The organism is Paenibacillus zeirhizosphaerae (assembly GCF_030705605.1).
In the GTDB taxonomy this organism is placed as follows: Bacteria; Bacillota; Bacilli; order Paenibacillales; family Paenibacillaceae; genus Paenibacillus; species Paenibacillus zeirhizosphaerae.
The window spans coordinates 47082-58598 of the sequence record NZ_JAPCKK010000020.1 but is presented as its reverse complement, the minus strand read 5'-3'; the positions used below and the strand labels follow the sequence as shown (position 1 = coordinate 58598).

11 protein-coding genes, 8 tRNA genes and 1 rRNA gene are annotated in these 11517 nt (G+C 50.9%); 17 read left to right on the top strand and 3 right to left on the bottom strand.

Features of this window, described 5'->3' with window-relative positions; all coding sequences use genetic code 11:
* Window positions 1-7: 7 nt before the first annotated feature.
* From rrf to OIN60_RS16560, 15 genes are all read left to right on the top strand, one after another.
* Window positions 8-124: ribosomal RNA gene (gene rrf, locus OIN60_RS16630) — 5S ribosomal RNA — on the top strand.
* A 32-nt stretch (window positions 125-156) separates the two neighbouring features.
* Window positions 157-233, top strand: a tRNA-Ile gene (locus tag OIN60_RS16625).
* A gap of 34 nt (window positions 234-267) precedes the next feature.
* A tRNA-Ala gene (locus tag OIN60_RS16620) sits at window positions 268-340 on the top strand.
* Window positions 341-351: 11 nt separating this feature from the next.
* A tRNA-Thr gene (locus tag OIN60_RS16615) sits at window positions 352-427 on the top strand.
* A 14-nt stretch (window positions 428-441) separates the two neighbouring features.
* Window positions 442-518: transfer RNA gene (locus tag OIN60_RS16610), tRNA-Asp, on the top strand.
* A 151-nt stretch (window positions 519-669) separates the two neighbouring features.
* Window positions 670-745, top strand: a tRNA-Lys gene (locus OIN60_RS16605).
* A gap of 13 nt (window positions 746-758) precedes the next feature.
* A tRNA-Leu gene (locus OIN60_RS16600) sits at window positions 759-842 on the top strand.
* Between the two features lie 536 nt (window positions 843-1378).
* The gene (locus tag OIN60_RS16595; RefSeq protein WP_305756000.1) at window positions 1379-2836 is read left to right on the top strand and encodes a circularly permuted type 2 ATP-grasp protein; all 1458 of its coding nucleotides are present in this window, start codon (window positions 1379-1381) and stop codon (window positions 2834-2836) included.
* Window positions 2837-2839: 3 nt separating this feature from the next.
* Window positions 2840-3850: an alpha-E domain-containing protein gene (locus OIN60_RS16590; RefSeq protein WP_370872520.1), complete on the top strand. Its 1011-nt coding sequence runs from the start codon at window positions 2840-2842 to the stop codon at window positions 3848-3850.
* The gene (locus OIN60_RS16585) at window positions 3847-4704 is read left to right on the top strand and encodes a transglutaminase family protein (RefSeq protein ID WP_305755998.1); all 858 of its coding nucleotides are present in this window, start codon (window positions 3847-3849) and stop codon (window positions 4702-4704) included. The genes OIN60_RS16590 and OIN60_RS16585 overlap by 4 nt, the downstream gene beginning before the upstream one ends.
* A 437-nt stretch (window positions 4705-5141) precedes the next feature.
* A tRNA-Gly gene (locus OIN60_RS16580) sits at window positions 5142-5216 on the top strand.
* A gap of 60 nt (window positions 5217-5276) precedes the next feature.
* Window positions 5277-5350: transfer RNA gene (locus tag OIN60_RS16575), tRNA-Pro, on the top strand.
* Window positions 5351-5534: 184 nt separating this feature from the next.
* Window positions 5535-6269: an RNA polymerase sigma factor gene (locus tag OIN60_RS16570; protein WP_305755997.1), complete on the top strand. Its 735-nt coding sequence runs from the start codon at window positions 5535-5537 to the stop codon at window positions 6267-6269.
* A gap of 16 nt (window positions 6270-6285) precedes the next feature.
* On the top strand, window positions 6286-6867 hold the full coding sequence (clpP, locus tag OIN60_RS16565; protein ID WP_305755996.1) for an ATP-dependent Clp endopeptidase proteolytic subunit ClpP: 582 nt from the start codon (window positions 6286-6288) through the stop codon (window positions 6865-6867).
* A 178-nt stretch (window positions 6868-7045) separates the two neighbouring features.
* Window positions 7046-7267, top strand: a complete 222-nt coding sequence (locus tag OIN60_RS16560; protein WP_305755995.1) for a hypothetical protein — start codon at window positions 7046-7048, stop codon at window positions 7265-7267.
* Between the two features lie 111 nt (window positions 7268-7378).
* Here the strand turns inward: OIN60_RS16560 and OIN60_RS16555 are convergent, their stop codons facing one another.
* Window positions 7379-7561: a small acid-soluble spore protein Tlp gene (locus OIN60_RS16555; RefSeq protein WP_305755994.1), complete on the bottom strand. Its 183-nt coding sequence runs from the start codon at window positions 7559-7561 to the stop codon at window positions 7379-7381.
* Window positions 7562-7696: 135 nt separating this feature from the next.
* On the opposite strand from OIN60_RS16555, the gene OIN60_RS16550 reads away from it, so the two are divergent.
* Window positions 7697-8011, top strand: a complete 315-nt coding sequence (locus tag OIN60_RS16550; protein WP_305755993.1) for a DUF3817 domain-containing protein — start codon at window positions 7697-7699, stop codon at window positions 8009-8011.
* A 64-nt stretch (window positions 8012-8075) separates the two neighbouring features.
* Here the strand turns inward: OIN60_RS16550 and OIN60_RS16545 are convergent, their stop codons facing one another.
* Entirely contained in the window at window positions 8076-9029 is a 954-nt protein-coding gene (locus OIN60_RS16545) for an acetylxylan esterase (protein WP_305755992.1), read from the bottom strand.
* Between the two features lie 176 nt (window positions 9030-9205).
* Between OIN60_RS16545 and OIN60_RS16540 the strand changes: the two genes are divergently transcribed.
* Window positions 9206-9886, top strand: coding sequence for an S-layer homology domain-containing protein (locus tag OIN60_RS16540; RefSeq protein ID WP_305755991.1), 681 nt, complete (start codon window positions 9206-9208; stop codon window positions 9884-9886).
* Between the two features lie 59 nt (window positions 9887-9945).
* On the opposite strand, the gene OIN60_RS16535 is transcribed toward OIN60_RS16540, so the two are convergent.
* A complete protein-coding gene (locus tag OIN60_RS16535; protein WP_305755990.1) occupies window positions 9946-11460 on the bottom strand; it encodes a WIAG-tail domain in 1515 nt (504 codons plus the stop codon).
* Window positions 11461-11517 lie beyond the last annotated feature (57 nt).

Here is an 11517-nt window from a genome sequence, read left to right as displayed (position 1 = left end):
AAACCTGTCTGGTGGCGATAGCGGAGGGGTTCCACGCGTACCCATCCCGAACACGACCGTTAAGCCCTCCAGCGCCGATGGTACTTGGACCGAAGGGTCCTGGGAGAGTAGGACGTTGCCAGGCAGAACCCTTTTAGGGAAAGGATATATATATTAGGGCCCTTAGCTCAGTTGGTTAGAGCGCACCCCTGATAAGGGTGAGGTCGGTGGTTCGAGTCCACTAGGGCCCACCATACATAGATTTTAATAGAACAATTATTTTCATATGGGGCCATAGCTCAGCTGGGAGAGCGCATCGCTGGCAGCGATGAGGTCAGGGGTTCGATCCCCCTTGGCTCCATTTAGGTATGAGCCGGTGTAGCTCAATTGGTAGAGCAACTGACTTGTAATCAGTAGGTTGGGGGTTCAAGTCCTCTCGCCGGCACCATTTCAAGTGAATGCGGAACCGTGGTGTAGAGGCCTAACATGCCTGCCTGTCACGCAGGAGATCGCGGGTTCGAATCCCGTCGGTTCCGCCACTTTTAGAAATAATGTCAGGGATGGAAACCCAAAGTCAGGATCGGCTTCGCAGTATCTTACGAATTGGGAGTATACGGAAGTTTAGGTATCGTAATAAAGCTTCAGGGAAGAAACCCAAGAAGGGTTTATCGAAGCGAAATTGATTATTGAGAGCCATTAGCTCAGTCGGTAGAGCACCTGACTTTTAATCAGGGTGTCGAAGGTTCGAGTCCTTCATGGCTCACCAGTTTCCAATATATGCGGTCGTGGCGGAATTGGCAGACGCGCACGGTTCAGGTCCGTGTGGGCTAACCCCCGTGGAGGTTCGAGTCCTCTCGACCGCATCTTTTTAAAATGAAAAGCTCTTGGGTTTCCTTACGTGGAGATTCAGGAGCTTCTTCATATTTGTTACAATTAAAGCCGGTTCCCAGGTTAATCCCGAGGAACCGGCTTTACATTTTTCTAGGCAACCTGTTTAAGGAGAGGTTTATAGATAATCGCACTTAAATTTTGAAAACTCAGCCATAGAGCTTGCCCATAGGCATATAAACCGATGAGTACGCCTGTAAACCCTCCCGCAACTTCGGAGGAAAGGTGCCTGGTTTAAGAGGATTTCTTTCCCGTTTGCGTGAATGAGGAAGCTATAGTACTCATGACTTGCCGTTTTACTGGGGGATAAAGGCATCCTTGGGACCCAGTTGCCGCGCTAGTGTGCTTTTTGTGTTAGTTTATATTACATATAAACAGCTGTAACCTCCCTGATCGAAAAAAAAGTTCACAAACAAAATTGATTATCGTTCAATATGTAATTTACAACTACATAATATGTGATATTATTGAGTATAAGATGTTATGTTTTTATGAAAAGGAGGTTTTCGGCATGTACATTTCAAATCTTCCTTTAAACCAAGCCTATTCCGTTTCTTCTTTTTACGATGAAATGTACGACGGCACCGGTGCGGTCCGCGGGCATTACGAGCGGCTGCACGAGAGGCTTCAGCGGATGAATGCCGAAAGCCTGGAGAGACGGCGGCGGGCGATGAATCGGCGGATGCTGGAGGAAGGCATTACTTACACGCTTTACGCCGACGGGCAGCAGGATGCGCTGGAACGGACGATTCCGTTCGACATTTTCCCCCGCATTATTCCGCAGCACGAATGGCTGGAGCTTGAGCGGGGAGTTATTCAACGGACGAAGGCGCTGAATCGGTTTTTATACGACTTGTATCACGACCAACATATTATAAACGACGGCATCATTTCTCGGAAAATGGTCGTGTCGAACCGGTACTTCCGACCGGAGATGATGCGTCTGCACGTACCGGACGATATCTACGTCACATGCTCCGGCATCGATCTGATTCGCGACGAGCACGGCCAATTTTTCGTGCTGGAGGATAACCTTCGATCGCCGTCCGGCTTCTCGTACCTGTTCACGACGCGTATGATGATGAAACGTTTTTTTCACGATGCGTATTTCTCTTGTACCGTGGCGGAAGTCGAGCACAGCCTGAGCACCTTCTTGTCCGCCTTGAAGCGGATTGCGCCCCGCGACCGGGCGAATCCGACCGTCGCGCTGTTGACGCCCGGCAAATTCAATTCCGCCTACTTCGAGCATACGTATCTCGCCCAGAAGATGGGCATCGAGCTGGTGGAGGGCAGCGACCTCGTCTGCATCGACCATAAAATTTATGCCCGCACGACGACGGGCCTGAAGCGGATCGACGTGGTGTACCGGCGCATCGACGATGATTATCTTGACCCGCTCGCCTTCCGGCCGGATTCGGTGCTTGGGGTCGCCGGGCTGATGAACGCATACCGCGCCGGCAATGTGGCGATCGCGAACGCACCGGGCACCGGCGTCGCCGACGACAAGGCGATCTATACGTTCGTCCCCGACATGATCCGGTATTACTTGAACGAGGAGCCGATTTTGCCGAATGTGCCGACGTACTTGCTCGAGCGTCCCGACGAGCGGGAGTATGTGCTGGAGCGGCTTGACCGGATGGTCGTCAAGGAGACATCTCTGTCCGGCGGATACGGCATGCTGATCGGGCCTTCCGCCACAGAAGAGGAACTTATGCGTTTTGCGGAAAACATTCGCATGAACCCCAGCAATTATATCGCACAGCCGACGATATCGCTGTCGACGGCGCCGATTATGGATCAAGGTCGGTGTGTGCCCAGGCATATCGACCTGCGCGCCTTCGCCCTGTTCGGGCAATCTGTGCACGTAATCCCCGGCGGGCTGACCCGCGTCGCCATGAAGGAAGGATCTCTCGTCGTCAATTCGTCGCAAGGCGGCGGCTGCAAGGACACTTGGGTGCTAAGAGAATAGCCTATGCTTTCGAAGCGAGTTTTGCTCGAAGTTGATTCAGGAAGCAGTGCTCACAAAACTTTTAGGAGGAGGTTCGCCATGCTAAACCGAATTGCCGAATCGTTGTTTTGGATCGGCCGCTACACGGAGCGGGCCGAAAACCACGCCCGGTTGATCGACGCGTTCTATCATATTCGAGAAGAGACGGCGGACGAAGACCATTTGTGGATCCGTATGGTGCGGGCGGTGGGAGACCCCACACAGTTCGAGACCGCGCAACTTGCATATCGGGAACAAGACGTGCTCTTCTATGTGGCGCTCGATGCTAGTCACTCGAACTCCATTCACTCATGCGTTCAGTCGACGAAGACGAATTTAAAGACGGTGAGGGAACGGCTGCCGGAGGAACTGTGGGACATTGTGAATGGGTTTGCGCTATGGCTGAGAAGCGGCGAGGCGGATGAATTGCTGTACGAATCCCCGTTTCTGTTTTTGCGCAAAGTGAAGGAGAATATGGGGATGTTTTACGGTGCCGCACAGCATATGATGTTCCGCGATCAGCAGTGGCTCATCATGGAGAGTGGCCGGTACTTGGAGCGGGCGGAAAATACGGCGCGGCTGCTGGAGTCGTTGCACCGTTCTATTGCCGACGACGAGTCCCGCGTTTCCTATTACTTGTTTTCCGCGGTACGGGCGCTTGGCGGCGTCGATGTGTACCGGCGACTCTACTCCGATCATTTCACGCTGGAGCATACGGCATCGCTGCTCATCATGAACGAGTTGTTCCCGCGCTCAGTTCAGCATGGGCTGAGCGGGTTGGAGGCGAACCTTCATACGATCCGCGGCATGAACGGAGCCGATCCGGCGCTCGACAAGGCGATTCGCCTCGTGGTGAAGGCGCGGTCCGAGCTGTCGTGGTTAGACACTTCCGAGCTTGCAAAAGGTTCGCTTTTGAACGGTATGGAGGCAATCAATCAGCTCGGCGCGGCCGTGGGTGACGCTTTTTTTCGCGCGAGGCAGGGGGTTCGAGCATGAAGCTCAAAATTTCGCATACGACCAAATACGGCTACGAGGAGCCGGTGGCGGACAGTGTCAATGAAATTCGCCTGTCGCCGCGGACGAACTACCGCCAGGCGTGCTACCACCACACCATTTCGGTGGAGCCGAACGCTTCGCTGTTCACGTATGAAGATTTCTTCGGCAACCGGATCCACGCGTTCACCGTGAATGCCCAGCATCGCGCACTCGTCATTACGGCCGTATCGACGGTCGTTACGCACAATAACGACGGCGTCCGGAATCAAGTGCTGTCTCCGAAGGACGACTGGCGGACGCTTGCCGACGAAGCGCTGCAAAACAAATTCGCGGAATTTTTACTGCCGACGCCTTACACGTCTGTCGGCGAAGACGTTCGGGCGTACGCAGACGAGATATCGCTCCCCGGCGCGGGAGTATACGATCTGGTTATGGAGACGGGCGGGAAGGTATACCGCAATTTTCAATATCAGCCGAACGCCACGGTCGTCACGACGCGAACGGATGAATTTCTACGGCTGAAGAAGGGGGTCTGCCAAGATTTCGCCCATCTGATGATCGCGGTGTGCCGGGCCAAGGGCATTCCCGCCCGCTACGTGAGCGGTTACCACTTCATCGGCGATCTGCAGACACGGACGGTCGACTTCGAGCAGGCGTCTCATGCCTGGGTCGAAGCGTACATTCCCGGCACCGGCTGGCTCGGCTTCGACCCGACGAACAACAATCGGGTGGATGAACGGTACGTCAAGCTGGGGCATGGGCGGGATTATTTTGATATCGTCCCCGTCAAGGGGATTTATCGCGGCACGCCGCTGCAGAACATGTCGGTCGAGGTAGACGTGCAGCAGCTGTGACCCGGATGCTGCTGTCTTTCCGCGGACTCTGGTCAGAGCCGAGAACCGTTCGAGTTGGATTCATGCTAAGTTGAACAGAGCAGCCATAAAGAGCGTTGAGTTCAATTTTAAAAATCACCTGCATAAGCCCGTTATCTGTTGTTTATGCAGGTAGTAAGCTCTTGAATTTCCTCTTGTGGAGATTCAGGAGCTTTTTGCATATTCACAAATAGTTCAGGTGGGCACCTAATCCAAAACCGCCAATGCTGATCCATGCTGACGAGTAGCTCGGGCGTCGGCTCGGCCGCATCCAATCGAAGCATTCTTGCCGAGCTCTCCAACAAGTCCACGGAAACTTGAATGCGCCGGCTCGGCTCCAGGTAGGGCTTGAATTCCTTTTTCTTGACTTATCTTCGGCTTATGATAAAATGACGTAGTCGCTTCAGTGCGAATATATTGCGGACGTGGCTCAGCGGTAGAGCATCGCCTTGCCAAGGCGAGGGTCGCGGGTTCGATTCCCGTCGTCCGCTCCATCCTTTACCCTAATTGATAATTGACTGTTAAAGCAACTAGCAGTATGATTATATACACATCGGGACGTAGCTCAGCTTGGTAGAGCACCTGGTTTGGGACCAGGGGGTCGCATGTTCAAATCGTGTCGTCCCGATATCCTTAATATTTGTTATTAGACCTAATACACGCTACTCTGAAGACAGCTTTTTCTTCGGGTGGCGTTTTTTAATTTATTGATTTTTTTAAAAATATTGTCCTTGCAGCGTATCCTTTTTACGCCTCTAAACGTCTTCCTTATGAAACCTTTAACAAGGACCTAACAAAGGGGGGCCCCATTTATGGCCTTTGTGAAATCCGTACAATCTGATTATCTAAATAAACAGACGCATGCCGAGCTTTTGAAAGCTCTGCCTTCTTTGCTTAAATACTGCCTCAAGCTTACAGGCTCTACATGGGAAGCGGAAGACTTGGTGCAGAGCACCTGCCTTCAATTGCTTGGGAAGCTGCCGCTGCAGGACACGGATTTAAACTGGGAGGCGTATCTCATCCGTTCAGCAAGAAATATTTGGATTGACCGGATTAGACGACAAGCTGCAGGCCAGCGCGCTACCTCACGTTTAAACATAAAGACCGCGTATCAAGACAGGTATGGGATGGATATCGAGCTGGCTCTTTCCGCTCTGATTCAGTGGTTGCCGTCGTGGCAGCGGACTGTCTTTCTACTTCGGGAGATATTGCAGTACAAAACCAGTGAAGCTGCTGAATTGCTGGGTACGACTGAAGGTGCCGTCAAGGCTGCATTGGCAAGAGCACGCGCATCCCTGGCGAACAGCAAGCAGCGGTATTCCGAAAGGTTTCCTCTTCCCGAGGATCAGGAAGGCAAAGAACTGCTGAAGGCTTACTTATCCGCTTTCCGGTCCGGTGACGCCCAGCGTCTCGTTGAGCTGGGACTGCATAATGCGGCAGAGCCGGAAGCGCTGCTTCCCATCATTCTGGAGGGCAGTATTCGCTCAGGCAGAGCGGGGTCACTACAGCGTCAGCCGGATGAGACGAGGGCTTTATTGGCTGCGTAGAACAGGAGATGGAAATATGAACGCTATACCGTACGTTGTGGAGCAGACCAGCCGTGGAGAACGCAGCTACGATATTTATTCTAGGCTGCTGAAGGATCGTATTATTATGGTGTCCGGTGAGATTGAAGACCATATGGCCAACATCATTGTGGCCCAGTTGCTCCATTTGGCGGCTGAAGATCCCGAGAAAGACATCCAAATGTACATTAACAGCCCAGGGGGATCGGTGACGGCCGGGTTTTCCATTTATGATACGATGCAGTTTGTGAAACCGGACATATCCACGATATGCACTGGTATGGCAGCAAGCTTTGGAACTATTCTGCTGACCGGCGGCACCAAAGGGAAGCGGCTTGCGCTGCCCAACAGCGAGATTATGATCCATCAGCCGCATGGAGGGGCACGGGGGCAGGCCTCTGATATCCGAATACAGGCTGAACGAATACTGAAGAGCCGGGAAAAACTGAACAAAATTCTGTCCGATCATACGGGCCAGCCCTTGAAACGCATAGAGAAGGACACGGACAGGGACCATTTTTTCTCTGCTGAAGAAGCAGTGGAATACGGTTTGGTGGACCGGATCGTGACACGTGTTTAACTGAAAACTTTGCCTTTAAAATGGGAAGCGAAAGCTTCCTGTTTTTTTTGCATGTATCACATCAACAGCAGGTTCAAGAAATTGTTGAATCTTTTAGTACCCCTGACATTGTAATCAGTCTGCAGGAGGCGTATAATTCGTTAGGATTTTAAAAAGGCAAACAAGCGAGGTTATTGAAATGAAATCATGCTGTATCATTGAAGTGGAAGAAGATAGTCTGGTGATCGATTTGCCGGAAGAGCATTCCCATTTGGATGCCTGGCTGGGCGATGTTGAAAGCTGCGGCGGAGACGCTGCTCCATGGCTGAAGCTGCTGGATAAGGTGATGGGGCAGGGACAAAGCGACAGCTTCAACGAAAGCGAAACAGAGAAGGAACATACCTCTGAGGCAGTGCGCTGATCACTTATTATATAGAATAAGGTCAACCGGACCTAGGTGTTTTAAAAAAATCATCCCGCTGCAATTACTGCAATTACAGCGGGATTTTTTTAAGATGGTAGATGCGGTAGGCTACGTATTCTGCTGATGTCTGGCCTCGTTCTTTATTTCCTCAATCGTATTCCGTTCGGTGGCTGAAATTTCATCGGCATGCTCGTCGAGGTAGTCCGCGGCTTCCCTGAAATTTTCGATGGTATTCGGTACGGAATTCTGCAGTTTTTCCACATTATCAGCTCGGTTGTCCGGTTTTGCCATGCTATGCACCTCCTTCACAGCTTCATTTTCCCAAAGTATATCGTTTATCATACATCTGCTTCCGATGGCAGGGGCTTATTGGAGTTTGTCCTCCTTTTCGTTATAATAAACTCATTATGAAAGGGGATCGAAATTGTGCTTATAACACCTTTGGGCCGCTTCCGGCTTACAGCCTGGATTCAGGCCGTCGTTTATTTACTTATTCTGTTTGTGGCCTATCCGCTGAAGAGTGCAGGAGTGCCGCAGGCTGTAACGATATTTGGCAACATCTACGGCGCAACCTTTTTGCTGTTCGTGATGGTTCTGATTTATGCAAGGTCGGCGCTGAACTGGTCTTTGAGCCGACCGATCATAATCTTCTTTGTTTCCTTTATACCGTTTGGCCTGATCGTAATGGATCTGTTATGGATGAGAAAATGGGAGGGTAGGAGCATATCCAAGTCCGCCTAACTTTTTAAGTGGAGAACAAAACCGCAGGGAGAACAAAGGGTTCTCTCTGCGGTTTTTGGCTGTGTCAGATTTTAAAATAATCCGCGATAAATTCGGCTGTTTTCCGCTGTTGGTAAGCTTCGACGGCATGTCCGGTAAAGGGGTAAACCTCGATGTGCTTCTCTGTGGTCATGCGGTTATAGGCGGCAAAGACGGTTTCCGGCATACATACCGTATCTTTAAGTCCTACGGAGACCATAACTGGAATTGTGATCCGGCTTCCGAGGTTGAGCATATCGAAATAGCTGAGCGTGTTAAGTACCTTATCCAAATGCTCAGGGAAGCGGTGTACAAACTCCGCCGCCTCGGATAAAGAACTGGTGGAGTTCAAAATACCGAAGTCCATGTGGCACATATTGGGGATATTGGCGACAGCGACGGACGGTTTGCGGCTCAGCGCCGAGACCATCAGCGCCAATCCGCCGCCTTGACTGGCCCCGCATACTGCAATTTTAGCAGAGTCGACATCCGGCTGCTCGGACACCCAGTTCACGGCTTTGATCGCATCGATGGTGATCGCTTTGTAGTAACAAGTGTCTTTGCTAAGGATCCCCTGGGTCACCCAGCCTTTTACCGTTCCGTACCCGCTGTCCAGTCCGTTCCCGGTCTCTCCTCCCTGTCCGCGCACATCCATCGCCAGCACCGCAAATCCGAGCATGAGCCACGAGGCATACTGTTCAGGGTAACCTTTACCCCCGGCATAACTATGAAACAGCACAACACAGGGAAGCTTCTTCTCGTTCGCAAAAGCAGGCCGAATGTACCAAGCGTGCAATGGAGTATCGTCCCAGCCCTTGTAAGTGATATGAAAGACCTCCATATAGGGATAAGGAGTAGGAACAGGAGTTTTATCGGCAAAGACCGATTCGGCATTCGCTTCTCTCAAGGAACGCTCCCAGAATGCATTCAGATCGGCGGGAGCAGTCAAATCAGGAGAGTAATGGGTTAAATCGTTGATCCGCTTTTCAATTGCGTTCACGGGCTGTCCTCCTTCGTGCTTTGCTGCATCCTTTTACTTCACTATACCAGAAAGAGGGCTTGGTGAGCGTGGCCCTGCTCTTGGAAGGTGCGTCGATAGATGTTTTCTTACCGAAGTGCAACATTTTCTAGAACTTTTTCGTCGATAACTGTACTAACACAAATGGAGTGGTGAACATGAAAATGAAGAAACGGAATTTGGTATTATTGTCTGCAGCAACTGTATTGTCAGTCTCCTTGTGGTCGGGAGCAACATTACAGGCAGCTGGGAGCAGCTTCGCGGACCTTGGCAATATAGCAGGAAAAGAAAAAATTGAAGCGTTGAAAGAAAAAGGATTTATTAAAGGGGTTAGCGCAGATCAGTTTCTCCCACAACAGGAAATGACTGCTGCACAAGGGGTTCAGTTGATTAGCAATGCGATGGGACTAAGCTTGGCTGCTATTGATTTCACAAGTGGTCCCTATGCGAAGGATACCTTTGATCATGTCGAAGACGGTAAATGGTATACGGACGCTTTTCTCGCGACTTACTATAACGGAATAGAGATTCCTGTTGAGATCGATCCTAACAAGGAGCTGACACGGGAAGAGTTTACCCACTATCTGACGCAAGCTATGGAAAAGCAGGGTCATTTGCCGATGATCAAAATTATCCCACAGAAGATTACGGATGAAGCGGACATCAACCCATCTTATCAGGGCAGCATCCAGCGCTCACTGGTGTGGGGAATCAACACCTTGAACGGGGAGGGCGGTTTTGATCCCAAACAGTCGATCACACGTGCAGACGCGGCAGTAATGACTTATAATGCCGTCTCCTTCTTACAATCGCGCGACGGTAGTACTACCGGAAAATAAATCATGACGGTGCAAATAGCCTGAACCCGTAAGCTACACGGGTTCAGGCTGTTTGCATTTTAATCACTGCCAATGGCGATCCATGAAATAAGGCCGAAATTTTGATCTGTGCGTCTCAGCTTTGCAATTTCCAGAACGGCGCTGGCAGGAGACTGGGATTTCAGGACAGCATAAAAAGCGGAATGATTGGTCATAGCCACAAGTGTATAGTTCGGGCTGGAAAAAGGCTCATCAAATGTAACCGAAACCTCGGTTACTTCTGCTGTTCCATGGATAAAAAATGGAATTCTGCCGAACTGCTGCATAGCCGGTTGAGGATGGGATGCTTCATTTGTTGGATGCAAAAGCTCCACTTTCTCATGCAGCTCCTGAATGGAGGCCTGAACTTCATCCGCAAGGTGAGACATTTGAACAGTCCCCTCCCGCAGCGCATCTCCGGTTATTGCTCCCGGGGTGATGTGGCGCTCAAGCACGGAAGAGGATTGCAGGTGATTTGAATCCACCGAACCCGGAGCAAGATGTTCGACATGTACGGCTTTGTCGGCCAGATGCTCTGCCCGAACAGCCCCTTCTTCAATATGGACCGGTTTCACGGAATTCCGGGCAAGCTTGGAGGAAGTGACGCATTCAGCCTTCAGCGCGTCGCCGTTTATGCTTTCGGGACGTATTGCAGGCTCGGTTACCGATCCGGGAGCCAAATGATTTTCCAGGATAGAGGAGGCTTGCAAATGACCCGAGTGGATGGAATCATCTGTAATATGACCTTCTTGAATCGACCGTTCAGCCAAATGTATACCCTGAACCGCTTGTGTCCCGAGCTTCGTAGAAGTTACACTGCCCTCTGCCAGCTTGCTCGACGTGACCGCTTTATCCCGTATCGCCTCCTCGGAGACGGATTGAGCTCCCAAATTACGTGCCAGTACAGCCTTGGGCTGTAGATGATCCGAATGTATGGCATTGCGGGCTACTTGCTCTGATTGAACCGCGCCTGCTTGGAGAGACGAAGCGGAAACTGAATCGTCGGCCAGATGCATGGATTGTACAGACTTAGGTGCCAATTTCGGTGAGATCACCGCATGTTCCCCCAGCTTGGAAGTACCTATAGTTTTATTCACTCTATGGCTACTCTGGGCTGATCCGTTGGAGAAGTTATCGGAAGTTAAGATCCTGGAGACAGGGGCCTTCTTATTGCCGTTTACCGCTGTGTTTCTAATATTGTCTGTATATATAAAACCCTGATTCATATGCGATGCCTTCTTGTCTTCAAGCAGCTCATGTACTTGAACAGCAGGAGCGGAGGGAAAGGAAGCATTTTGTATGGATGCGATAGAATCTACCGGCTTCTTGTCAGCCGCTCCTGATTCATGTACTGCCATTTGGATCACAGGGAGGTTATTCGCTGAACTTGGCTCTGGGGGTTCTGCCGGAACCCGCGGCATGGCAACGGAATGAATTTGCATTTCTGCTTTTTTGATAGGTTGTAGCCAATCCAGCTCATTTACATTGGGATTATCTACGTAGTAGAGCGGCCTTTTGCGTTTTTTTCTTCCCGGAGTGCTCTTGTTTTTTTTCAAGCAGCTCTCTCCTTTCTGTAGTCATCGTCAAAGGCATCATATGCAGTGTACTAGGCC

Bases quoted from the DNA above. Each gene is read 5' to 3' on its own strand.
- OIN60_RS16595 (WP_305756000.1), top strand. From the start codon at position 1,379: ATGTACATTTCAAATCTTCCTTTAAACCAAGCCTATTCCGTTTCTTCT.
- OIN60_RS16590 (WP_370872520.1), top strand. From the start codon at position 2,840: ATGCTTTCGAAGCGAGTTTTGCTCGAAGTTGATTCAGGAAGCAGTGCT.
- OIN60_RS16585 (WP_305755998.1), top strand. From the start codon at position 3,847: ATGAAGCTCAAAATTTCGCATACGACCAAATACGGCTACGAGGAGCCG.
- OIN60_RS16570 (WP_305755997.1), top strand. From the start codon at position 5,535: ATGGCCTTTGTGAAATCCGTACAATCTGATTATCTAAATAAACAGACG.
- clpP (WP_305755996.1), top strand. From the start codon at position 6,286: ATGAACGCTATACCGTACGTTGTGGAGCAGACCAGCCGTGGAGAACGC.
- OIN60_RS16560 (WP_305755995.1), top strand. From the start codon at position 7,046: ATGAAATCATGCTGTATCATTGAAGTGGAAGAAGATAGTCTGGTGATC.
- OIN60_RS16555 (WP_305755994.1), bottom strand. From the start codon at position 7,561: ATGGCAAAACCGGACAACCGAGCTGATAATGTGGAAAAACTGCAGAAT.
- OIN60_RS16540 (WP_305755991.1), top strand. From the start codon at position 9,206: ATGAAAATGAAGAAACGGAATTTGGTATTATTGTCTGCAGCAACTGTA.